Raw genomic sequence first — 23,921 nt, 5'->3', positions numbered from 1 at the left:
GTAATAAATAATGTATATTTCGATAATTTGTATATAATTGCCGCCCGTTTTAACAAAGTAGCACTATTTCTCAATTGAGAATGTGATTTTATTAGTGTTCATGGCGATTTAAGAAATGCAGAAAATATCGACAAACAAAGCCATAATGATCCACATGTCTGTCATGTTGATTCCTTTTATCTTCCTCTGCACTTGTGCACTTTTCTACATTAAGTACGAAAAAGAAAACGATTTTAGAGATACGATGAGAAGGTTTACCGATAACTCTGCAAAATCCTGCGTGGAACGTCCGGTGGACGAGATGAAACTATTATTGCTTTCGCTGTCAGATAATATGAAAGGGAATGCAATTGAAAAGTATTTGTCTTCAGAATACATCGATCTCAACATGGTTATCCCCTCAATTGTTGATTCGACAATGTTTTTTAGTTCTGCGTTGGTTTCTGATGTTTTTGAAAATTACAAAATTTACCCAGAAATTAGACTAAGTCCATTTGTTCCAAGTGCGAGGCCATGGTACCCCCACGCAGGAATAAAAGATGAAATAATTTTTTCAGACCCCTATGAAACATTGAAACTCGACAGGGCAAAAGATCAGTCCAAACTTTCTGTCTCCGTCAGTATGAATATATTCGACTCACATTCGGAACAGGTCGGAAACGTAGCGTTCGATCTTGATATGAAGAACATGAGCAGAATGCTTCAGGATGTCTCCATACCTTATGATGGCAGATTTGAGGTCGCATCGCGCAGCGGCGTTGTTGTCATGTATTCAAATACAGATATTGTGTTTAAAAGAAGCGTACCAAAGTCATGGTTAGATAAAACCACCGAAAGATATGGATCTTTTGTCGATGAAGAAACAGGGAAGGTTGTTTATTATCGTGCCTATAATAATCCTGGTTGGATAGCTTATACATCTGTAAACATATCAACCTATACCAATACCTTTGAATCTGAATACAAGTTGTTGGCTTTAGTTATTTTAATATCTTCTATTTTTTACTTTGTGGTTATTGCGCTGTTTAGAATCTATTTCAAACGCTTGATTAGCCTGTTATACATGAGTAGTAATGGACTGGAGGTTAATAGTCAGGTTGATAACTTTGAAAGTCTTTATGAAGGTATGGTGCAAAAACATAAGCATCTTAAAGAAGTTGAAACTCTTTCTGTAACCGATACTTTGACTCAAGCAGGTACGCGTCGTAAATTTGAGCAAGATGCCGCTGATTTACATAACAAGAATATCAGTTTCCACCTGGCCATCATCGACCTGGATAACTTCAAACAAATCAATGACACGTTTGGTCATCCCGTCGGTGACACGGTGCTTAAAAATGTCTGTCGTATTGGGGCAAGAATATTGGGGGACGATTATTCAATTTACCGCTTTGGCGGCGAAGAAATGGTGGTGATTTTCCCTGGTATCACTTTTAAGCAGTCTTACGAACTGATGGATGAGTGGCGAAATGAAGTTGCTCAACGAATCTGGCGCGAAGAATCACTTAAAGTGACGTTTAGCTGTGGAATGGTAGAAGCTGATTCTGCGTACGGTCTGGATAACATGCTGGAGCAGGCTGATAAGTTGCTTTATGAGGCTAAAAACAACGGCAAGAATCGTATCGTAGGCTTCATATAAGCTCTCTGTTGATTAGCCATTCCTGAGAGAATGGGGCGTTGTAGAAGCAATTGCTAAGGTTTGTCCGATTTGCAAAAATAAATCGTACAAACCTGTTTTTCCCTGATACAGTATCCTTTCAATAACAAGTAAAAGTAGGTTTTTATCCAATATTTAACATTTAAGTGTCCGTCATGTGGCGGTTCACAGTATCGCACTTCCCCCTACGATGTCCGAGAAACAAATCCCCATGGCGCTGTTTGTATCTTCTGTAAATCAGGGATGCACCTCCTTCATCAAGCGATGAGTGCGATTCATCAACATAGCGTGTCTGCTCGCTAAAAACGTCTGCCGCTGATTTTGCTTTCCCCAGTCCTGCACTGTTACCATTCGGCCTCCATAACGGAGGAATAATGAAAAAAATAACACTAGTGCTTGGGGCAATCATACTCAGTGGCTGTTCATCTCCAGAACCTACTGCACCCAAACCGCCTCAGGTTATCGGCATGCCGAACCCGGCGTCAGTTTACTGCAAAGACAAAGGCGGTGAATTAAGGACGGTGAAAACCGATTTGGGTGAGCGTGGTGATTGCTTATTGCCGAGCGGTGAACGTATGGACCAGTGGGAGCTTTATCGTCGCGACCACTAATAATAAAAAACCCGCCTCGGCGGGTTTTTGTTTTCTGGAGACCTGGACTTAACGACCGAATAGGTCACGACGTTTTGGTTTGAATGGCTGAGCAATCAACACCAGCACAGCAATCACCAGGAACACAGCAAAAACTCCTACCAGCCACTGCACCATATCCAGCGACAGGAATTCCCATTGACGCACGGAACAGTCCCCTGTCGCCACAAAAACCTGTGGTAACCATTTATCGAGTGGCAACCAGCCTGGGAAACGAGCGGCAAAGTCACAGGTTACAAACGGAGAAGGGTGAAGTTGCAGCATGGTATGTTCCCATGCTAACTGCAGACCTTTCCCGGCACTATAAATCCACAGTGCAATTCCGGCATAACGCAACGGTGATTTCGGCGCAATCGCACCAACAATTCCCGCACCCATTACACCAAACAGTGCACAGCGCTCATAAATACACATTACACAAGGTTTCAGCAACATGACGTGCTGGAACCACAATGCCACCATCTCCAGGGCGAAAGCCGTGAATGCCAAAAGAAGCCAGGCACCGCGCCCACGGGAGCATTGGTTCAAATATCGCAACATAATCAGTATCCCTGCAACATGCTTTTAGTCGGCAGTGTAAACGAATTCGGTTTCAGCACCAGTACGCACATCAAAATAACATGCTAATTGAATGTTTATCAGACAAAAAGGTAAACGGGCAGCAGGCTGCCCGTAAATTTAGCTTAGTGCGGTATGGCGTCTATAGCGGGGGAGGAAATCAAACCAGTTTGCATCATCCATTCCGTGGCTGGCAGTAGAGTAAATTCTACGCATAACAGGCCGACCACAGTTAGCACCAGCGTATATGGCAGAGCCATTAGCACCATGCGACCATAAGATAGGCGAATCAGTGGTGCCAGCGCCGAAGTGAGCAGGAATAAAAATGCTGCCTGGCCGTTCGGTGTCGCAACTGATGGTAAGTTAGTCCCAGTGTTAATGGCCACCGCGAGCAACTCAAACTGTTTAAGATCGATAATGCCGCTGGTTAGCGCAGCTTTCGCTTCGTTGATGTACACGGTGCCAACAAACACGTTATCGGAAATCGATGACAAAATACCGTTGAACAAATAGAACAGCGCCAGTTGCGATTGCGGTTCGGCTTGCAATACAAATTGAATCACCGGCGTAAACAAATGCTGGTCGATAATCACTGCGACCACCGCAAAAAACACCGTTAACAGGGCAGTGAAGGGCAGCGCTTCGGTGAAGGCTTTACCTATCTGGTGTTCATCAGTCACACCACAAAGTGCAGTGGCGAAGATAATCACCGATAAACCAATTAACCCGACTTCAGCCAGATGCAGTGCCAGCGCAATAACCAGCCAAACACCAATCAATGCCTGAACGATGAGCTTCATACGGTCCTGGCGCGTGCGCTTCTGCGCGCTCCTGGTATCGTAGTCTTGCAAAATCCCACGGACTTTTTCCGGCAGTTTTTCGCCGTAACCGAGGATTTTGGTGGACTCAAGCAGAACACAGGTGAGCAGTCCGCAGACGAGAACCGGTAGGGTAACGGGTGCCATACGCAGGAAGAAATCACCAAAATGCCAACCGGCATTTTTCGCAATGATCAGGTTTTGCGGTTCGCCCACCATCGTCATCACGCCACCCAGTGCCGTGCCGACACCTGCGTGCATCATCAGGCTGCGTAAGAAAGCGCGGAACTCTTCAAGCGTATTGCGATTCTCGGAATCAAGGCGCGAGTCATCCTGAAGATCCCCGTCAATGTCGCCAGCGGATGCCACACGGTGATAAATGTCGTAAAAACCCACTGCTACGCTGATGACCACCGCGACCACAGTAAGGGCATCGAGAAATGCTGACAAAAAAGCCGCAGCGAGACAAAATGCCAGCGAGAGTAAAATCTTCGAGCGGATACCCAACAGCAACTTGGTAAAGACCAAAAGCAGGAGTTGCTTCATGAAGTAGATGCCCGCCACCATAAAGATAAGCAACAGCAAGACTTCGATATTCGCGGCGATTTCTGTGCGCACATGGTCTGCACTGGTCATGCCGATGAACACCGCTTCAAACGCCAACATACCGCCTGGCATTAACGGATAACATTTCAGCGCCATTGCGAGGGTAAAGATAAACTCTGCTACAAGTAACCAACCTGCCAGAAATGGGCTAACAAACCAAAAAACTAAAGGGTTAATGACTAAAAAAGTCAATAAAGTCAGCTTGTACCAATTCGGAGACTGGCCTAAGAAGTTGCGAAACAGCGCACGCCCGGTAGACATTTCCATCGTTGAATTATCATGCTCCTGTGACCCGTCATGTCTCAGATACAGAGCGGATAGTTATCAGCCTGCGTTAAAAATGAAACATTTCGGATACATTATAAAATTGCGTTTTAATCGAGGTGTTTCAGGTTAACCGCGCACAAGATTTCAATCAAGGTATTGGAATATTATTTGGATGTGTGATTACGTGCAAAATTAAACCACGATTCCACATTTGGCGGCTGTCGCTGCTACCTGCGCCGCAAGGCATCTGGTATGATGAGTCTCTTTAGCAAAACCTGTGTAATGGAAAGCATACTATGGTCATTAAGGCGCAGAGCCCAGCGGGTTTCGCGGAAGAATACATCATTGAGAGTATCTGGAATAACCGCTTCGCTCCGGGGACAATTCTTCCCGCTGAACGTGAGTTATCCGAACTAATTGGCGTCACTCGTACCACATTGCGCGAGGTGCTTCAGCGTCTGGCGCGTGATGGCTGGTTAACCATTCAGCATGGCAAGCCGACCAAAGTGAATAACTTCTGGGAAACCTCAGGTTTAAACATTCTGGAAACGCTGGCACGTCTCGATCACGACAGCGTGCCGCAGCTGATTGATAATCTGTTATCCGTTCGTACCAACATCGCGACGATCTTTATCCGCACCGCTGTTCGTCAGCATCCGGATAAAGCACAAGAAGTCCTGGCGACGGCGAATAGTGTTGAAGACCACGCTGATGCGTTTGCAAAGCTGGATTACAGCATTTTCCGTGGCCTGGCGTTCGCTTCTGGCAACCCGATTTACGGGCTAATCCTCAATGGAATGAAAGGATTATATACCCGTATCGGTCGTCACTATTTCTCAAGCCCTGAAGCGCGCAGCCTGGCATTAGGCTTCTACCACCGTCTGGCAGAAATTTGCCAACAAGGCCTGCACGACCAGGTATTTGATACCGTTCGTACCTATGGCCGTGAAAGTGGTGAAATCTGGCATCGGATGCAGAAAAATTTACCGGGCGATTTGGCGATGCACAGCCGTTAATCTGGCATTTTCATATCAACCCACGTAATACGAAAAACGCTTCCCGAAGGAAGCGTTTTTTTATGCCTGTGCAGTGAAGGTTACAGGCTATTGAGCCGTGGAGGGCAACGTTCAAGCAACTCAACGCTACCATCTTCATTTTGCTGCTCGAGCGTCACATCAAAGCCCCACAGACGATGCACATGTTTGAGGACTTCACGACGCCCTTTATCCAGTGGCGCTCGGTTATGCGGGATATAACGCAGCGTGAGCGAACGGTCGCCGCGCAAATCAACGTTCCACACCTGAATATTTGGCTCAAGGTTGCTGAGATTGTACTGAGCGGACAGTTCAGCACGGATCTTCCGGTAGCCTTCTTCATTATGAATAGCGGCAATTTCCAGGTAATTATTGCGGTCATCATCAAGCACGGTAAACAAACGGAAATCGCGCATCAGTTTTGGTGACAGGAACTGGCTGATAAAACTTTCGTCCTTGAAATCACGCATCGCGAAATGCAGTGTTTCCAGCCAATCTTTACCCGCAATATCCGGGAACCAGTAGCGATCTTCTTCGGTCGGCGACTGGCAAATTCGTTTGATATCCTGGAACATTGCAAAACCGAGGGCATACGGGTTAATCCCGCTGTACCACGGGCTGTTGTACGGCGGCTGGAACACCACATTAGTGTGGCTGTGCAAAAACTCCAGCATAAAGCGGTCGGTCACTTTACCTTCATCATACAGATGATTAAGGATGGTGTAGTGCCAGAACGTCGCCCAGCCTTCATTCATCACTTGTGTTTGTTTCTGCGGATAAAAATACTGACTGACCTTACGCACGATACGCAAAATTTCACGCTGCCATGACTCCAGCAGCGGTGCATTCTTCTCCATAAAATAGAGCAGGTTTTCTTGCGGCTCAGAAGGGTAACGACGTGCTTCAGCAACCGTCTTTTCCTCTTCACGGCGTGGCAGGGTGCGCCAGAGCGTGTTGACCTGGCTTTGCAGATACTCTTCACGGCTTTTCTGCCGGGCGGTTTCTTCCTGCAATGAAATCTTCTGCGGACGTTTATAGCGATCCACGCCGTAGTTCATCAGGGCATGGCAGGAGTCGAGCAAACGCTCTACTTCATCTACGCCATAACGTTCTTCACACTCGGTGATGTATTTACGGGCGAAAATCAGATAATCAATAATCGAGCTGGCATCCGTCCAGCTACGGAACAAGTAGTTGTTCTTAAAGAAAGAGTTGTGCCCATAACAGGCATGCGCGATAACCAGTGCCTGCATTGTGATGGTGTTTTCTTCCATCAAATAAGCGATACACGGGTTCGAGTTGATGACGATTTCATAGGCCAAACCCTGCTGCCCATGTTTATAAAGCCGCTCCGTTTCAATGAATTTTTTACCAAATGACCAGTGCGGGTAGTTAATCGGCATCCCGACACTTGAATAAGCATCCATCATTTGCTCGGAGGTAATCACTTCAATTTGATGAGGATAAGTCTCCAGCCGATAGAGTTTAGCGACACGGTCAATCTCAGCGAGATAGACATCAAGCAGTTCGAACGTCCAGTCAGGTCCATCACTAAGACGTTTAGAATCCTTTGTGGCGGAATCAGTAACAATAGCCATCAGCGCGCCCTCATTGTTGGCGGCTCTCTCTGGATGGAAAGCCTCACCTTCAAGAATAGACAACTCCTGAAACTTAGCCGCTGCAAGCAAAATTTTTTCCTCACGATTTACTCATCTTAACACCCCGTATTTGACGAGGAATGCAGAATAATATTCTGCGTAAAATAGAATCATCGCAGGAGATTCTAATTATCGCCATCCTGCTGTATCAGCTAAGGATGTGAGGAAAGTCACTATAATAAAGCCATATGTTGAATAACATTTTCATCTGGGTTATCAATTTGTAATCAGAAGATTATTCTTTTAGCTAAATGGTGGAATGGATATGCGTGTTGTGGTGCTGGGAAGTGGTGTTGTTGGTGTCAGCAGTGCCTGGTATTTGCGTCAGGCTGGGCATGATGTCACGGTTATCGACAGGGAAGCGGGGCCTGCCATGGAAACCAGCGCGGCCAATGCCGGGCAAATATCACCGGGATACGCCGCACCCTGGGCAGCTCCTGGTGTGCCGCTTAAAGCCATTAAATGGATGTTCCAGCGCCACGCTCCACTGGCCATTAGCCTTGATGGCACACAATTTCAGCTGAAGTGGATGCTGCAAATGCTGCGCAATTGCGACATGCGCCATTACATGGAAAACAAAGGCCGCATGGTGCGCCTGGCGGAGTACAGCCGAGATTGCCTGAAAGAACTGCGCCAGAGCACCAATATTCAATATGAAGGACGGCAGGGCGGTACGCTGCAACTGTTCCGCACCGCGCAGCAGTTTGAAAACGCGGCCAAAGACATTGCGGTTCTCGAAGATGCCGGTGTGCCGTACCAATTGCTGGAAGCCAGTCGTTTAGCCGAAGTAGAGCCTGCACTGGCTGATGTGGCCCATAAACTGACGGGTGGCCTGCGTCTTCCTAATGATGAAACTGGCGACTGCCAGTTGTTCACGCAAAATCTGGCCCGCATGGCCGCCGAAGCGGGCGTAGTGTTTCGTTTTAATACGCTAGTCGATCGTTTGCTGTATGAAGGCCAGAATATTTTTGGTGTGCAGTGCGGTAAAGAGGTGGTGAAAGCCGATGCCTATGTTGTCGCTTTCGGTTCGTATTCCACGGGCTTATTGAAAAATATCGTTGATATTCCAGTGTATCCGCTCAAAGGCTATTCCCTGACTATACCTATTGCCGATGAGCAAGGCGCTCCGGTTTCGACTATTCTCGATGAGACATACAAAATTGCTATCACGCGTTTCGACCAGCGTATTCGCGTCGGCGGAATGGCAGAAATTGTTGGATACAACACTGAATTACGGCAACCACGTCGTGAAACCCTGGAAATGGTCGTCCGCGATCTTTACCCGCGCGGTGGGCACGTTGAACAGGCGACATTCTGGACCGGTTTACGTCCGATGACGCCAGACGGCACGCCGATTGTCGGGCGGACACCGTTCAAGAATTTGTGGCTCAACACGGGGCACGGAACGCTGGGTTGGACGATGGCCTGCGGCTCAGGTCAGATGTTAAGTGATTTAATTTCTGGAAGAACACCGGCGATTCCGTTTGATGATCTCGCGGTAGCGCGTTACTCCCCAGGCTTCAATCCGACAGGCTCACAGCGTCTGCATAACGCTCATAATTAATTTTAAACAAGGAGCGGACATGACCCGTCCTGTTCTTGCGACGCTGGATCTCAGCGCGCTGCGTAACAATTTAAAAGTTGTCCGCCGGGCAGCACCTCATTCACGCGTCTGGTCGGTCGTCAAAGCGAATGCTTATGGTCATGGTCTGGAGCGTATCTGGTCGTCATTAAATGAAACTGATGGCTTCGCGATGCTCAACATTGAAGAAGCTATTTTGCTGCGTGAACGCGGCTGGAAAGGGCCGATTTTGATGCTCGAAGGCTTTTTCCACGCCGATGAACTGCCGCTGTTTGACCAGTACCGTCTCACCACCAGTTTGCACAGCAACTGGCAGGTGAAGGCTCTGGCGAATGCCAAACTTAACGCACCACTCGATGTTTACCTGAAAATGAACAGTGGCATGAACCGACTCGGGTTCAGCGCTGATCGGGTGCATTCTATCTGGCAGCAATTACGGGTTATTGCCAACGTCGGCCAGTTAACGCTGATGGCACATTTTGCCGATGCGGAGCAGCCTGAAGGGATTGTTGAACCGATGAAGCGGGTAGAGCAGGCAGCCGAAGGTTTAGATTGCCCTCGCTCACTCGCGAATTCTGCGGCAACGCTGTGGCACCCTGAAGCGCATTTCGATTGGGTTCGTCCTGGTATTGTGCTGTATGGCGCATCGCCGAGCGGCCAATGGTGCGATGTTGCCACCAGCGGCTTGCAGCCGGTCATGAGTTTGCAAAGTGAAATTATTGGTATCCAGAATCTCAAACCGGGCGATGCCGTCGGTTACGGCAGCCGTTATCGCACTGATGCTGAACAGCGAATTGGTATCGTCGCTTGTGGTTATGCGGATGGTTACCCGCGTCATGCACCGACGGGTACGCCAGTGCGTGTCGACGGCGTGTTAACGCACACTGTCGGGGCGATATCCATGGACATGCTGGCTGTTGACCTCACACCATGCCCACAGGCTGGGATAGGTAGCCCGGTTGAGTTGTGGGGTAACGAGGTTAAAATTGATGATGTCGCTCATGCTGCAGGGACAGTAGGGTACGAACTGATGTGTGCACTGGCACCGCGAGTGCCTGTTGTGACACAGCCTTAAAAGCTGGCGGATGACGCTTACGCTTATCCGCCCTACAAAACGTGGATGCCGGATTAGCGCAAGCGATATCCGACATCCACTTTGTTACTCGGTTTCTTCGCTTTCGACTCTGACACCGATTTTAAGCACTTGATTATCTTCTTTCTCGGCAACCGTCCAAATCATGCCAGCGAATTCTACCTGGTCACCGACGACCGGCGCTGCACCAAGCATGCCTACCACAAATTCACCCAACGTTTGCTGCGTGTTCACACTGTCATCCAGCTCAAGCCCATAAATGGTCGCGACATCGGCAAACTGGGCGCTGGCTTCGAGGATAAAGTCCCCAAAGAAGCGCTGATCAAGCGCCACAGGAGGTGACTGGCTAAACATTTTACCGAGTGCAGGCAGATCGCGCTCACGGCCAATAACACAGAGCACATCACCGACTTTCAACCGCGTGCGGTCGCCAGGATTCATCAGAACATTGTCACGAAACAGTGCCGCTATTCGCGTGTCTTTCGGCATTTTCAGGTCGCGCAGGGAGGCACCGATGCACCATTTATCTTCACTTAGCTGATACACGAACTGTTCCCATGGATTCTCCGGATGAATATCCAGACCGACACGGGAAACCGGCCAACCGACTGGCGGCACCACAACTTTGGCTTTTTTAGCCGCCCAACTCAGAGACGTGCCCTGTAACAACAGCGATACCAGCACCACGAAGAACGCCACATTGAAGAACAAACGAGCATTTTCGAGGCCCGCCATCATCGGGAATACCGCGAGGATAATTGGCACCGCACCGCGTAATCCTACCCAACTGATAAACACACGTTCACGCAGATTAAAGCCACGGAATGGCAGCAGACCGAGGAACACAGACAGCGGGCGGGCAAAGAAAATCATCCAGATGGAAAGCAGCAACGCCGGAATGGCAATCGGCAACAAATCAGTAGGGTTCACCAGCAATCCCAGCACCAGGAACATGCCGATTTGCGCAAACCACGCCAGCCCGTCAAAGTTTTGCAGAATACCAAAGCGGCTGCGAATCGGGCGGTTACCTAACAGGAAACCACAAAGATAGACCGCCAGAATCCCACTACCGTTCAGCGCCGTGGTGATGCCAAACACCATAATCCCGCCGCTCAACGCCAGCAACGGATACAAACCTTGTGGCAAAGTGATGCGGTTGATCATCTGCAACAATAGATAACCGCCGCCGAGGCCGAGCAAAATTCCCAGCCCAAACTGCTGAATAAGATGCACCACGAACATCCAGCTCAAGCCAGTTTGCCCCTGCTGAATCATCTCAATCAGCGTGATGGTCAAAAACACTGCCATCGGATCGTTACTGCCAGATTCAATCTCCAGTGTGGCGCCAACACGTTCGTTAAGCCCTTTGCCGCCCAGCAATGAAAACACCGCTGCGGCATCGGTTGAGCCGACGATAGCGCCAATCAGTAAGCCTTCGATTAAATTAAGATTGAACAGCCAGGCGGCCGCCATACCGGTTAAACCCGATGTTACCAATACGCCAACAGTGGCAAGCGAAAGAGCGGGGCCAAGGGCTACACGAAACGAACTGGCCTGGGTGCGCATTCCGCCATCAAGCAGAATTACCGCCAGTGCCAGGTTACTGATCAGATAAGCGAAAGGGTAATTATCAAACGGAATGCCACCGATACCGTCGATCCCCGCTAACATGCCGATAGCGAGGAAAATAACCAGAATGGGGATACCAAGACGAGAGGAAAAAGAACTTAATAAGATGCTACAAGTTACCAATACGGAACCTAAAATAAACAGACTAACGATCGCCCCTGCGTCCAAAATTATCTTTCCCCTTTTGTCTGTGCCAAACGTGTACATATGTTAACACGGAAGGCATTGATTAATTGTGCTATCTGCAGGGCGAAAGTTACTTTTTTTGCCTCATAACGGGGTGACCACTGACGGTCAGGCTGGCCGTTTGCCCATCGTGATGCAGTTCACCCCAGGCACCCAGTGGCAGGGTAACTGTTTCGGGTTCATGGCCGAACGGTAAACCCCGCAGGACCGGTATCGATAAGCGTTGTTGCAACATTTGGCACATTTCGTCGAAATCATACCCGCCATCATAATCACTTAGCGTTGCACCATTAAAACTGCCCAGAATCAGCGCTTTTTGACGCGCTAGAATCCCTGCGTGATGAAGTTGCAGCAACAAGCGCTCCACGCGGAACGGGTGCTCGTTAATATCTTCAACCACTAAAATGCCGCCATCGATAACCTTGAGCCATGGCGAGCCAATCATCGACACCAGCATCGCCAGATTTCCCCCCCACAACGTACCGCTCGCGGTACAGGCTGGCGTAGGGCTTTGCCAGTCCACGGTAAATTTCGGTTCAGTAATTGCTTGCCAGAAATGCTGCCAGGTGAAGCTATTCAACTCTTCAGCGCCAAAGTTACCGGCAAGCATTGGCCCGCTGAAGGTAACCGTCCCGGTTTGGGAAAGGAGCGCTAACTGAATTGCGGTGAAATCGCTATGCCCGCAAATGATCGGTGTCCGTTCAGCAAAGGCATGTCCAAGGCTCGAATAGTCAATCTTTTCAAGCAGACGCGTTGCACCATAGCCGCCGCGTACCGCCAGCACGATATCGCATTCTGACGGCAGTGCAGATAAATCCTGAATATCGGCCAGTCGTTGTTCGTCTGTTCCGGCAAAACGCTGGAAGCGTCGCGTCACCACAGACTGGTTCTCAACCCGGTGACCTGCGGCTTTCAAACGTTCGATGCCGCGGGCAGCAGCAGCCTGATTAACACAGAATCCAGAGGGGGCAATTAAACGAATCGTCGACATGGCATTTCCTTGCGTAAAGTGAATTGGTTATCATGCCGCTTGAAACGGTGGTTGTCACCCGTCGACAACGACGAATCGCGGTAACTACGGCTTAGTAATATAAGGATAGATGCGTGAATATAAGATGGCTGATTGTATTGGTTCTGGTATTAGCGGGTTGTTCGAGCCACACAACCAAACAACCCGAGTGGGATCCAACAAAACCGGTACAACGCGCATTAACATGGATGCCAATTACCGAACAAGCGGCAAAAGAGTGGGGCGTAAGTCCACGCGTGGTGACAGCCATTATTGCTGTGGAGTCCGGCGGTAACCCTGCGCTGGTCAGTAAATCCAATGCTGTGGGTCTGATGCAGATTAAAGCCTCAACAGCTGGCAAAGATGTTTATCGCCATCTGGGGTGGGGCGGGCAGCCGTCAACCAGTGAGCTGAAAGACCCGGCTCGTAACATCTCAATTGGTACTGCGTATTTGAGCATTCTCGAACACGGCATTCTGGCCGGTATTGAGGACCCAGAAACGATGCAATATGCGTTACTGGCCTCGTATGCTAACGGGGCGGGGGCATTGCTCAGGACGTTCTCATCAGATCGCAAAAAGGCCATTGATGAGATCAATGACCTAAGCCCAGACGAGTTTTACCAGTACATCGCGAAGAACCACCCGGCACCGCAGGCACCACGGTATTTGTATAAGGTCTCTAAAGCGTTAAACGCGATGTAACTGTTTGCTATTTCACCCGGCCTGCTTTCTCGCGGGCCGACCGTTCCAGCGAGAAAATAATACGCTGCAATTCGCGCTGCACGGCGGGGTTAACGTTAAGAAAGCGGAAACTCAGGCGTGGGGTACTGACAGTCTGGTTCTTACTGTCGATCACTTTCCGTTCAGATAAGGTGATCAACTGCATATCAAAATGGAATTTCCCCCACTGTACTAAATCGAGTTCCACCTGAGAAAAACGCATCCCATCTTTCAGCCCTTCCGGCAGTGGGCCATCAACCAATGCACCCATTCCACCTAATGACAAATCACACAGCCTGAACCGGAAGGGAGAACCATCGGGTAGCGTTGTGTTGCACAAATAATACGGCTGCAAGGGGGCTGAAATTCGGAAGTACTCGCGGCGTTGAACAAACCATAAAGCCGGTGGAATAGGGGCGTGGAATGCCGGTAAGTTCAGGTAATTTATCGCCGTGATTTTCGGCAAGATAAATTCAACCTTCGCCCCTTCGGTTTCTGCGGTGAATTGAATGTTTGCTGCTTTCTGCGCGCCCTGGTTTTCCTGCGCCTGGCTACCAAAATCCACAATCAAACCTGCCGCAGTGACCTCAAGAATCTTGCTGATGAATTGCCCGGATTGCCAGCTCAGACGAATCGGTACCTGCTTTTTATGGAGATCACGTAACACGCCTAATACTGCCAGAGGACTTTGTTTCAGAAACTGCTCGTTATAGTTACTCAAGGCCAGGTCCATGTTGTGTTTTGAAAGCTGTAAGAAACTATATCGGCAGAAAAATGAAAAACTTAAGATAAATCTCGGTTTTTTATCTTCACAAATTCAATATGTTGGTGACGTCAGTCACATTTTTCTAACACTTGATTATACTTAGCGTACCGACAAACAGAAGCCGTGGTCATGTTGACGTGGATTCTGACTTGTTACGACCAACACAATAATGAAGAGGACGTTTAACATGGGTATTCTGGCCTGGATTATTTTCGGTTTGATAGCGGGTGTTATTGCAAAACTTCTTATGCCTGGTCGAGACGGTGGTGGTTTTATCCTTACCTGTATTTTAGGGATCATCGGTGCCGTTGTAGGGGGCTGGATAGCGACATTTCTTCATATTGGTGGCAGTGTTACGGGCTTCAACTTACCGAGTTTCCTGGTTGCCGTTGCGGGCGCGATTATTGTGCTAATTATTTACCGCATGGTTCGACGATAATTCTGTTACCTGTCTGGCAGTAGAATTCTCAGGCCCTGGATTTTTCCAGGGCCTTTTCTTTGCTGCTGATTTATCTAATGAATGGTTTTTTTGTGCCATAACGGGAGAAGCTGGGAAGTCGGCTCTTTTTCTGTGAATAAGCGAAGCGTAAAAACAGGCTAGTTATCTTATTGTTTTTCGTAAATAGACTCATGGAGATCGAGATGAAAAGAAAACGGCTGGCAGGCCTGATAGCCGCCGCTGTTGCGCTTAGCTGTCCTGTATTCGCGCAAAAAGTAGCGGTGACATATAGCAACGGAACAGTCATTGGGTCGCAAGAGGCTGGCGTTGAGTCTTATAAGGGGATTCCCTACAGTCAACCGCCGGTTGGCGCGTTACGATGGCAGCCCCCGCAACCCGTGAAAAGTTGGTCGGGTGAACGGCAGGCTGTCAATTACGGGAATGACTGTTTGCAGGATCCTTTCCCCGGTGATGCCGCCCCGGTTGGCGTCGCAGGGCTAAGCGAGGACTGCCTGACAATTAACGTATGGCGCCCGCTGCATGCAGAAGGAAAATCACTGCCAGTTATGGTATGGATTTACGGTGGTGGCTTCGTTAACGGAGGTTCTTCTCCTGCGATCTACAGCGGTGAAGAATTTGCCAAAGATGGGGTGGTCTTTGTCAGCTTTAACTACCGCATTGGGCGGTTTGGTTTCTTTGCTCATCCGGCATTAGCTCAGGAGCCGTTGCGCGGTAATTATGGCCTGATGGACCAGATTGCTGCCTTGCAATGGGTGCAAAAAAACATTGCTACTTTCGGCGGTAACGCGAAAAAAGTTACCTTGTTCGGTGAGTCTGCGGGTGGATTCTCTGTAGTCAGCTTATTAACGACTCCGCAGGCCAGCGGGTTATTCCAGCAGGCGATCATCGAGTCAGGCTCCGGGCGGCACAACATTACTCCGAATCTGACCTACAAAGAAGCGGAGCAGGCTGGTTTGGCCTTTGCACATTATCAGGGAATTAAAGGTGAAGGGGCCGAAGCGTTACAACAGCTGCGTGACTTGCCCGCATCAACCCTGATGAAGGGCCTGAATATGGCCACGATGCAGGCTGATAAAGGCTATTCCGGGCCGATGATTGACGGGCGTTTGATCACGGCCGAACCGCAGGAGCGGTTTAGCGCAGGTGAGTTTGCAAAAGTACCGCTTATCGTCGGGGTAACGGATTCAGATATCGGTTTTGCTCCCCGTGTTAACGATCTACAACAGGCGCTGAAACCGTTGGGCAATATCGATCCCGCTCTGGCGCGTAACGCGTATGACCCACAGGGAAAAATGTCCCCCCAGCAGTTGGCTGATGCTATTGCCAGCGACCAGTTTATGGTGGAACCGGCACGATTCCTGGCGCAGGAAATCAGCCGTTACAATGTGCCAGTGTGGCAATACCGCTTCGGTTATGTGGCTGAGTCTATGCGGCAGCCTGATCAAGGTGCGGCTCATGCCACTGAAATTCCATATGTGTTCAATACACTCAAAGGCCGTTATGGCAAAGCAGTGACAGCGCAGGACAACGCTGTCGCCCGGCAAATGCATCAATATTGGGTTAATTTTGCTAAAGCGGCGAACCCGAACGGTGAGGGATTACCCGTCTGGCAACCTTATCAAAAGCAACAGGATAATCTGTTGATGTTCCCGAAAGGGGGGGCCAAAGATACCGCTGAGATCCCAGACCCATGGGCCAGGAGATTGGATCTGATTTCAAATATTCAGTAACACCGCCGCCTGAAAAAGGTCCCGGAAATTACCGGGACCCCAGATTGCTGTTAAGATTTACTGCTTAGTGAAGAAGTCGTTGTACAGCATATAAAGATGCGCGGCACTCCATGAGAAGTTAGGTGCGCCTTGTTGTTCACCGGTTAGTGGATTGTAGTTCTCACGAATTGGCCCGTCGGTAATCAGCCCGTTAGCATGCGCAAAGAAGCGATTAGCCATTTCGACCGCATCAGCACGATAACCATAGCGCTCCATTCCTTTCAGCCCGAAGTAGAACTGATCCACCCACACGCGTCCGCGCCAGTAAATATCCGGCCCGAATGCCGGATTGGTGAGGGCTGCGGTGCCCAAAGGCACGTAAGTGTTGAACTCTTTAGGGTCTTTCATCACCTTAACCACGGCGTCAGCATGTGGCTGGGTGGCGGCACCGTTAAATAACGGTGACCAGCCTTCCGGCCCTTTGCCACGTGCGACGATAGGTTTCCCCGCGCAGCCATTTGCCAGCGGTTTATCCTCAATGCGGATGTCGTAATAGAAGCCGGTCGCGTCGTCGAACATACAGGTGTTAATGTAATCAGCCAGTTTTTTGGCGTGACCACGGAATTTCTGCGCATCATCCTTTTTGCCCAGAATATCGGCCATTTCCGCCAGGTAACTACTGTCGCTGTACATGTAGCTGGCCTGATCAACCGACTCCTGGAGCAACGAATAGCCCAGCAAAGTGCCATCTGGCGCGCGGTTTTCCGCGAACAGCACCTGCCAGTCTTCGCGCTTACCGCCTTTATCCAGATAACGCTGCAACTGGTCTGGTTCAATAAAACCAAATACCGCTGCACCATCACGCCCTGATTCCCAGGCTGCCGCCACCTGCGCCGGAATATCGATGCTGTCATACTTTCCGCTGCGTAACACGCGGTTGTAATTCTCCAGACCGACCATTTTTTGCTCTTTGTTGCCGCGTTTAACGGTAAATATCATCTCGCCATTGGCGGTGTTATGCGCTTTGTCGCGAGTCGCACCGTATTCCGGCACACCGTTGTGGTTATGGTCGCGGTTGCGTAACCACCAGTCATGATAAGCCACCAGATGCGGATACATCTCTTCCAGCCAGGCTTTATCGGCGGTGGTTTTATACACTTCCATCACTGACCAGGCGGCGAGACTTGGCTTGGTATTGCGTTCGTTCCAGTTGCTACCATCGCCCCCGCGCTCTGGGTTGGTGTTATACGCCAGCAGATCCGGCACAAAGCCCACATCCCAGGGGCGCACAGGGTCATCAGCCGGGATTTGCCAGGCAAATACGGCGCGGATGTTATCTTTTGCCACATCCGGGTTGAAATGCGCCATCGCGTAAGCCTGTTTCCAGGTGTCCCACGGCCAGGTCTGGTTACCGGAGAACCAACGTCCGGTCACCGATGGGGTGACGGAGTCGAACTTCATCGCTCCGGCAACACCGCGCCAGTTGCCATTGAGCGTCTCAATCGATTTCACTGCAACGCGAGTCTGAGCCGCTGTGGCATCATGGTTGTTTAATCCTTTCTTCAGATAACCTTCCCAGCGTTGTTCCGAGGCGCTGAGATACGGTTGCGGATGCTGAAGAATATCGGTGATTTTGGCTTGTTCTTTTTGCACTTCCGCCGCATTCAGCAGGTGCGAGTAGGTAGTATAAATAGTGGTGGAACGGGCAATATTCGCCTTTGCCACAAAACTATGCCCGTTGATTTGCGTGCTCATCGGCAGCGTTTTGTGGATTTGGTATTGCGACTCGCCAGACGTCATCAGATTAGAGTCGGAGCGCACTTTACCAAAGCTCACGTTCAGCCCGTCTTGGGTGGCGTATAGTGTGCGGTCGTATGCAGGGAATGCCTGGTCAATCGTCTCGTTTGACTGCGGTTTCTGTTCCTGTAGATGGTATTTTTCCAGCAACTGCCCATCCCACACCAGCTCAAGCGGTGTGTCGGTGGTGATTTCTGTCGCCAGTAAAGAGGTGCGGGAAGTGACAAAACGCAGCGTCATTTTTACCGTCACACCAGGTGCGGAGAGCGTTTGAATCAAAGCACCAGGAATACTGTACGCCTGCATGGTGAACGCCACTTTCTCACCGTTTTTATACACGCTCAGGCGGTCGAAATTATTCGCCATAAAGTTGATGTACTCTTCGGTCAGTAGCGCCGGCCCCGGGAATCCGCCCATACCTTCGCTGTTTGCGGGCAGCAAATGCCCGTGCCACGCACCATCATCAAACAGCGGGTTAAAGCGCTGATGCTCATCAAAATCGTAATCGAGCATCGCTTGCGGCGCGCCTGTGCGGTCAATAACGTTGTGGAACTGATTAGCTTTGAGGGTTGTCGAGTCATGGTCTGTTGACTGACATCCCGACAACGCGAGCAACACCGCCAGTGGGGCAAGTCGAAGTACTGGTTTCATGCCGTTTCCTTACCAATAAAAGAGTGCATCAGAAGTATCGAATGGTTATGCCGTTTGCTTGCATTATTGTTACGGCAGGGTAACGGTAGTTATCTTAGATAATATTTTACTAAAAAATACACTTGAAGCAGCAAAGCGATAGCTGGCTCACAACTTCAGATTGCCGTGAAACAGGTTAAACGAATGGGTATACACGGGTCAGTTATGACATTAAGCTGTTGTTTTCATCAGGTGATTATTGGGGTGTTATGGCTACATTGAAGGAAATTGCTGAGGCGGCTCAGGTCTCTGTGGCGACCGTTTCACGCGTGCTCAATGACGACCCGAGTTTGAGCGTCAAAACACAGACACGCCAAAAAATCCTCGAAGCCGCCGAAAGACTGGAATACAAAGTCCCCAGCGCGAAACGGCAGGCAAGTCAGCGGCTGACGTTTGCGGCACTGTATACCCACGGACAAGAGCTCGAGATTAACGATCCCTATTATCTGGCGATGCGCTATGGCATTGAAACGCAATGCGAAAAATTAGGCATTACTCTGGTTTCTTGTTACGACTTTAAAAGCGAACGTCCGGTTGTTGCCGCCGTCGATGGTTTACTAATAATTGGTAAACCTCTGCCAGCTGCCAGGGCATGGCTTGAGCAACAAGAACTCCCTCTGGTGTTCCTCGATGGCGTGACTGATGATCCTCGTTTTGATTGCGTTAACGTGGACTTGTACAAAATCAGCCGTAAAGTTATCGATTACTTCATCTCGCGCGGCTATATGCGGATTGGTTTTATTGGTGGCCGCGATGACCCAGCCTATGCCGACCAGCGTGAAGAAGCTTTCGTAGAGTATGGGCGTAGTAAGAAAGTGGTCAGCGCAAAAGATGTTTATTACGGCGACTTTAGCAGCCAGTCTGGCTACCAGTGCGCGTTGAAAATGCTTGCTACATCAGGTGATTACCCGCCAGCGTTATTCGTTGCTACCGACTCCATTGCCATTGGTGTGTTGCGTGCATTGCATGAACACGGGGTTAAAGTCCCGCAGCAAATGGCGTTAATCAGCGTTAACGATATTCCTACCGCACGCTTTGTTTTCCCCGCGTTGTCTACCGTGCGTATCCATTCTGAAACGATGGGTGCCCAGGCGGTAAATCTTTTAATGGAACGCCTGCGTGATGAACGTACTATTCCGCTCTCGGTGTTTGTCCCAAGCTCGTTGCAGTTGCGAGATACTACAACCTCATAAAATCCCCGTCATTCTTCAAGCCGCAGATACGTTGGCTTTCCTCGCTCACCCCAGTCACTTACTTGAGTAAGCTCCTGGGGACTCACTGCGTTGCCGCCTTTCTGCAACTCGAATTATTTAGGGGATTGGCTCTATTATTGTGATCCCCTCGTCATTTAGTAAAATTCGATTTTAAGTTTTAGTAAATATTTACTATTGTTTTCCTCATACACACGTAATGAGGATGTTGGCGTGAATAACTGGGAAAACATAAACAAACAATCTGAGAACCGGCTGCCACCACGCGCCTGGTTTCATCGTTACGCAAGCGAAGCGCAGGCTAAAACGCTTGATCGGCAAGAAAGCCTCGGCTTTATGTTACTTAGCGGGAAATGGACGTTTAACTATTTTGACCATCCTGCAAAAGTGCCTGAAGCGTTTTACCGTCAGGCGATGCCAGAGTGGGGCGAAATTACCGTTCCGGGCATGTGGCAAATGGAAGGTCACGGTCATTTGCAGTATACCGATGAAGGATTCCCTTTCCCGATTGATGTGCCTTTTGTTCCCACCAACAATCCAACCGGTGCCTACCAGCGCCAGTTTTCCCTGACCTCCGAATGGCTACAACGCCAGATCCTCATCAAGTTTGATGGCGTAGAAACCTACTTTGAAGTGTACGTTAACGGCCACTACGTTGGGTTCAGCAAAGGCAGCCGCCTGACGGCAGAGTTCGACATCAGCCCTTACGTGCAAGTCGGTGACAACTTACTCTCGGTTCGCGTCATGCAGTGGGCGGATTCAACCTACATCGAAGACCAGGATATGTGGTGGATGGCGGGGATTTTCCGTGACGTTTACCTGACCGGTCAGCCGAATGTGCATCTGCATGATTTTACGGTCGTCACTGAGTTTGACGAAAACTACTGTGATGCCGAACTCCAGCTTTCCTGTGATGTACGTAACATCGCAACGACACCTGCCGAAGGCTATCAACTACTGGCACAGCTATTTGATGGCGAAAAGTGTATCGCCGAACAGCAACACGATGCGCTGTCTGTCCACAGCGATTTGCGTTGCCAGCTGGTGTTACCGGTCAAACAACCTAAACAGTGGAACGCAGAACAGCCGAATCTCTATTTGCTGCTGCTAACTTTGCGCGATAACCGTGGCGAGATCGTCGAAGTGGTGCCGCAGCAGGTCGGATTCCGCGATATCAAAGTGCGCGACGGCTTGTTTTACGTGAATGGTCGCTACCTGAAACTGCATGGCGTCAACCGCCACGATCATGACCATCAAAAAGGCCGCGCCATTGATATGGCACGCGCCGAGCGCGACATCATTCTGATGAAGCAGCACAACATCAACTCGGTACGCACCGCACACTATCCTAACGACCCGCGCTTTTATGCCTTGTGCGACCAGTACGGGCTGTTTGTAATGGCGGAAACCGACCTGGAAAGCCACGGTTTTGCTAACGTAGGTGATATTAGCCGCATTACCGATGATCCCGCCTGGGAGCAGGCTTACGTCGAACGCATCGAACGCCATGTTCTGGCACAGAAAAATCATCCGTCGGTCATCATTTGGTCATTGGGTAATGAATCCGGCTACGGCTGCAACATCCGCGCGATGACCGCACGTTGTAAGGAGCTGGACCCGACACGCCTGGTGCATTACGAAGAAGATCGCGATGCCGAAGTGGTGGACGTCATCAGCACCATGTATTCCCGCGTCTCAATGATGAATGCCTTTGGCGAGTACCCGCATCCGAAGCCGCGCATTCTGTGCGAATACGCCCATGCGATGGGTAACGGGCCGGGCGGGCTGGCGGAATATCAGGTGGTCATCAATCAACATAAAAGCCTGCAAGGGCATTACATCTGGGAATGGTGCGACCACGGCTTGTTGGTGCACGACGAGCAAGGACGTGAGCGTTATCAGTACGGTGGCGATTACGGCGACTTCCCAAACAACTATAACTTCTGCATGGATGGGCTGATTTATCCCGACCAGCGCCCGGGACCAGGGCTGCGTGAATATAAGCAGGTTTTGTGTCCGGTTGCGGTGCAGCAAACCGAAAAAGATGATGTGTTGCTGGTGGAAAACCGTTATTGGTTCAGCGCGTTAAACGACATCGAACTCCAGGTCAGTTATCAGCTCGATGGTGAAACCCTCGCGCAACAGACTGTGGCGGCACCTTGTTTACAACCCGGTGAAAAAGAACAATTGCGCCTCAACGCTCCGTCGCTGCCAGCTGGCGAAGTGTTTATTAATGTCGAAGTTTACAAACGTCACGCAACACCATACAGCGAAGCGATGTCTTTGCTCGGCCACTATCAAATCCTGCGCCAGGCGGCAGGCGCGCGTGAAGCGCTGCCAGTGAAGCCCTCCCGTTCGCTGCACAGCGAAACGCGCGGGCATCAGCAAATCGTCAGCGGTGCAGATTTTTCCCTGACCTTCTGCCGCCTGACGGGTGAGCTGACTTCATGGCTGGTGAATGGTGAAGAGATTGTCGGTCGCGCACCGCATCTCACGTTCTTCAAGCCGACGATTGATAACCATAAGCAAGAATTTGAAGGGTTGTGGCAGCCGTATCATCTTCACCTGATGCAGCACCATTTCCGCGCAATGCGCCAAACCACGCAAGGTGACGATCTGGTCATTGAAGTGGATAGCGTGATTGCGCCGCCAGTTTTCGATTTTGGCATGCGTTGCACCTACCAGTGGCGGATTACCCCTGCGGGCCATGTGTCGCTTGAACTTTCGGGCACACCTTACGGAAATTATCAGGCGATTATTCCAAAAATTGGCCTCGATTTTGGCATCAGCAAGCGTTTCAGCGAAGTGGAATATTATGGCCGTGGGCCGGGTGAAAACTACGGCGATAGCTGCCAGAACAACCTGATTGGGCATTATCGTCAGCCGGTAGACAGCCTGTTTGAAAACTATCCGTTCCCACAAGATAACGGTAACCGCCAGCAGGTGCGTTGGTTAACTGTTGAAGATGCAAAGGGGAATGGTCTTTTTATTCAGCCGCGTAAACCGATTAACTTCAGTCTCTGGCCGTACAGCGCCGACATGCTGCAGCAGGCGCAACACATCAATGAGCTTGTGGAAAGCGACTATCTGACGCTGAATCTTGATGACCAAACTCTCGGCTTAGGTTCTAACTCCTGGGGTTCAGAAGTGCTGGATTCGTTCCGGGTTTATCTAAAACCGTTTAGCTACGGCTTCACCATGGTGCCATTCAGTCAGTCACAAATGACCCCGGTTGAATTGGCGAAATACGATTTCCAGCAGGCTTCACCAGCGAGGGAAGTGGAATGATTATTTTAAACACCTTAGAAGATTTTAAACGCATCTATCATGCCGGAAAGAAATGGCAACGCTGCATGGAAGCGATTAATAACCGTAATAATATTAAAGCCAATGTTTTTTATTCAATTGGCGATTCGCTGGTCTATCGCCTGGCGGAAGGCAACAGCGAAAATAGCGAATTATTTGAAGGGAATCGCCGTTATTTCGACGTGCATTATTACCTCGCTGGGCAAGAAACCGTTGAAATAGCGGATAAAAGCGACTTAACCCATGAAATGATTTATCGCGACGAAACTGACCGTGAGCATTTACGCGGGCGGGGCGAGGCTTATCGTCTCAAAGCTGGCAATGTGGTTATTTTTGAAAATCATCAGGCGCACCGTTTTTCACATGGTGAGGGCATGAGAAAGGTAATTTTAAAAGTGACGGTTGAGGAAACCTATTTCCTTAATAAATAAGGTGTTAAGCACCGCTTAGTGTCGGATGACGCTGACGTTTATCCGACCTACAAAAAGCAGTTATAAAAAATATACCCTACAC

General features: G+C 49.7%; 19 protein-coding genes. 12 read left to right on the top strand and 7 right to left on the bottom strand.

What is annotated here, in order from left to right:
* The first annotated feature begins 115 nt into the window (after positions 1 to 115).
* From MES37_RS16190 to MES37_RS16180, 3 genes are all read left to right on the top strand, one after another.
* Positions 116 to 1,639: a sensor domain-containing diguanylate cyclase gene (locus MES37_RS16190; protein ID WP_133521580.1), complete on the top strand. Its 1,524-nt coding sequence runs from the start codon at positions 116 to 118 to the stop codon at positions 1,637 to 1,639.
* Positions 1,640 to 1,783: 144 nt separating this feature from the next.
* Complete coding sequence (gene ymcF, locus MES37_RS16185; protein ID WP_121815634.1) at positions 1,784 to 1,960, top strand: cold shock small protein YmcF; 177 nt, start codon at positions 1,784 to 1,786, stop codon at positions 1,958 to 1,960.
* Positions 1,961 to 2,031: 71 nt separating this feature from the next.
* Entirely contained in the window at positions 2,032 to 2,268 is a 237-nt protein-coding gene (locus MES37_RS16180; protein ID WP_121813621.1) for a putative hemolysin, read from the top strand.
* A gap of 48 nt (positions 2,269 to 2,316) precedes the next feature.
* Here MES37_RS16180 and dsbB read toward each other — a convergent pair whose 3' ends face one another.
* The gene (gene dsbB, locus MES37_RS16175; protein ID WP_237932005.1) at positions 2,317 to 2,847 is read right to left on the bottom strand and encodes a disulfide bond formation protein DsbB; all 531 of its coding nucleotides are present in this window, start codon (positions 2,845 to 2,847) and stop codon (positions 2,317 to 2,319) included.
* A 143-nt stretch (positions 2,848 to 2,990) separates the two neighbouring features.
* A complete protein-coding gene (gene nhaB / locus MES37_RS16170; RefSeq protein ID WP_064546134.1) occupies positions 2,991 to 4,556 on the bottom strand; it encodes a sodium/proton antiporter NhaB in 1,566 nt (521 codons plus the stop codon).
* Between the two features lie 296 nt (positions 4,557 to 4,852).
* Between nhaB and fadR the strand changes: the two genes are divergently transcribed.
* Positions 4,853 to 5,572 carry a fatty acid metabolism transcriptional regulator FadR gene (gene fadR / locus MES37_RS16165; RefSeq protein WP_064546136.1) on the top strand — a complete coding sequence of 240 codons (720 nt, stop codon included), beginning with the start codon at positions 4,853 to 4,855 and terminating at the stop codon, positions 5,570 to 5,572.
* Positions 5,573 to 5,652: 80 nt separating this feature from the next.
* Here fadR and MES37_RS16160 read toward each other — a convergent pair whose 3' ends face one another.
* Complete coding sequence (locus tag MES37_RS16160) at positions 5,653 to 7,188, bottom strand: SpoVR family protein (RefSeq protein WP_064546553.1); 1,536 nt, start codon at positions 7,186 to 7,188, stop codon at positions 5,653 to 5,655.
* A gap of 325 nt (positions 7,189 to 7,513) precedes the next feature.
* Between MES37_RS16160 and MES37_RS16155 the strand changes: the two genes are divergently transcribed.
* Together MES37_RS16155 and dadX are read left to right on the top strand one after the other, a co-directional pair.
* Complete coding sequence (locus MES37_RS16155; protein ID WP_237932004.1) at positions 7,514 to 8,812, top strand: D-amino acid dehydrogenase; 1,299 nt, start codon at positions 7,514 to 7,516, stop codon at positions 8,810 to 8,812.
* A gap of 19 nt (positions 8,813 to 8,831) precedes the next feature.
* Positions 8,832 to 9,905 (top strand): catabolic alanine racemase DadX, encoded by a 1,074-nt coding sequence (dadX, locus tag MES37_RS16150; protein ID WP_064546141.1) that lies wholly within the window; start codon positions 8,832 to 8,834, stop codon positions 9,903 to 9,905.
* An 84-nt stretch (positions 9,906 to 9,989) separates the two neighbouring features.
* Here the strand turns inward: dadX and MES37_RS16145 are convergent, their stop codons facing one another.
* Together MES37_RS16145 and ldcA are read right to left on the bottom strand one after the other, a co-directional pair.
* Positions 9,990 to 11,720, bottom strand: coding sequence for a potassium/proton antiporter (locus MES37_RS16145; RefSeq protein WP_064546143.1), 1,731 nt, complete (start codon positions 11,718 to 11,720; stop codon positions 9,990 to 9,992).
* 88 nt (positions 11,721 to 11,808) lie between these two features.
* Positions 11,809 to 12,729 carry a muramoyltetrapeptide carboxypeptidase gene (ldcA, locus tag MES37_RS16140; protein WP_121813617.1) on the bottom strand — a complete coding sequence of 307 codons (921 nt, stop codon included), beginning with the start codon at positions 12,727 to 12,729 and terminating at the stop codon, positions 11,809 to 11,811.
* A 113-nt stretch (positions 12,730 to 12,842) separates the two neighbouring features.
* On the opposite strand from ldcA, the gene emtA reads away from it, so the two are divergent.
* The gene (gene emtA, locus MES37_RS16135) at positions 12,843 to 13,451 is read left to right on the top strand and encodes a membrane-bound lytic murein transglycosylase EmtA (RefSeq protein ID WP_064546147.1); all 609 of its coding nucleotides are present in this window, start codon (positions 12,843 to 12,845) and stop codon (positions 13,449 to 13,451) included.
* Positions 13,452 to 13,458: 7 nt separating this feature from the next.
* On the opposite strand, the gene ycgR is transcribed toward emtA, so the two are convergent.
* Positions 13,459 to 14,190, bottom strand: a complete 732-nt coding sequence (gene ycgR, locus MES37_RS16130) for a flagellar brake protein YcgR (RefSeq protein ID WP_064546555.1) — start codon at positions 14,188 to 14,190, stop codon at positions 13,459 to 13,461.
* A 232-nt stretch (positions 14,191 to 14,422) separates the two neighbouring features.
* On the opposite strand from ycgR, the gene MES37_RS16125 reads away from it, so the two are divergent.
* Positions 14,423 to 14,674, top strand: coding sequence for a GlsB/YeaQ/YmgE family stress response membrane protein (locus MES37_RS16125; protein WP_064546149.1), 252 nt, complete (start codon positions 14,423 to 14,425; stop codon positions 14,672 to 14,674).
* 203 nt (positions 14,675 to 14,877) lie between these two features.
* The gene (locus tag MES37_RS16120; protein WP_232887056.1) at positions 14,878 to 16,425 is read left to right on the top strand and encodes a carboxylesterase/lipase family protein; all 1,548 of its coding nucleotides are present in this window, start codon (positions 14,878 to 14,880) and stop codon (positions 16,423 to 16,425) included.
* Between the two features lie 57 nt (positions 16,426 to 16,482).
* On the opposite strand, the gene ygjK is transcribed toward MES37_RS16120, so the two are convergent.
* Positions 16,483 to 18,852: an alpha-glucosidase gene (gene ygjK / locus MES37_RS16115; RefSeq protein ID WP_237932002.1), complete on the bottom strand. Its 2,370-nt coding sequence runs from the start codon at positions 18,850 to 18,852 to the stop codon at positions 16,483 to 16,485.
* 248 nt (positions 18,853 to 19,100) lie between these two features.
* Here ygjK and ebgR point away from each other — a divergent pair, with 248 nt between their 5' ends.
* The 3 genes from ebgR to MES37_RS16100 all read left to right on the top strand — a co-directional run bounded on the left by ebgR (position 19,101) and on the right by MES37_RS16100 (position 23,839).
* The gene (gene ebgR, locus MES37_RS16110) at positions 19,101 to 20,084 is read left to right on the top strand and encodes a transcriptional regulator EbgR (RefSeq protein WP_232887059.1); all 984 of its coding nucleotides are present in this window, start codon (positions 19,101 to 19,103) and stop codon (positions 20,082 to 20,084) included.
* 231 nt (positions 20,085 to 20,315) lie between these two features.
* Positions 20,316 to 23,390, top strand: coding sequence for a beta-galactosidase subunit alpha (ebgA, locus tag MES37_RS16105; RefSeq protein ID WP_237932000.1), 3,075 nt, complete (start codon positions 20,316 to 20,318; stop codon positions 23,388 to 23,390).
* Positions 23,387 to 23,839, top strand: a complete 453-nt coding sequence (locus tag MES37_RS16100) for a beta-galactosidase subunit beta (RefSeq protein WP_064546156.1) — start codon at positions 23,387 to 23,389, stop codon at positions 23,837 to 23,839. The genes ebgA and MES37_RS16100 overlap by 4 nt, the downstream gene beginning before the upstream one ends.
* The last annotated feature ends 82 nt before the right edge of the window (positions 23,840 to 23,921 follow it).

Origin of the sequence: Buttiauxella sp. S19-1 (assembly GCF_022134725.1) — a bacterium.
GTDB classification, from domain to species: Bacteria; Pseudomonadota; Gammaproteobacteria; order Enterobacterales; family Enterobacteriaceae; genus Buttiauxella; species Buttiauxella ferragutiae.
The sequence above is the reverse complement of the archived record's forward strand: the minus strand, read 5'-3'. Positions and strand labels throughout refer to the sequence as shown.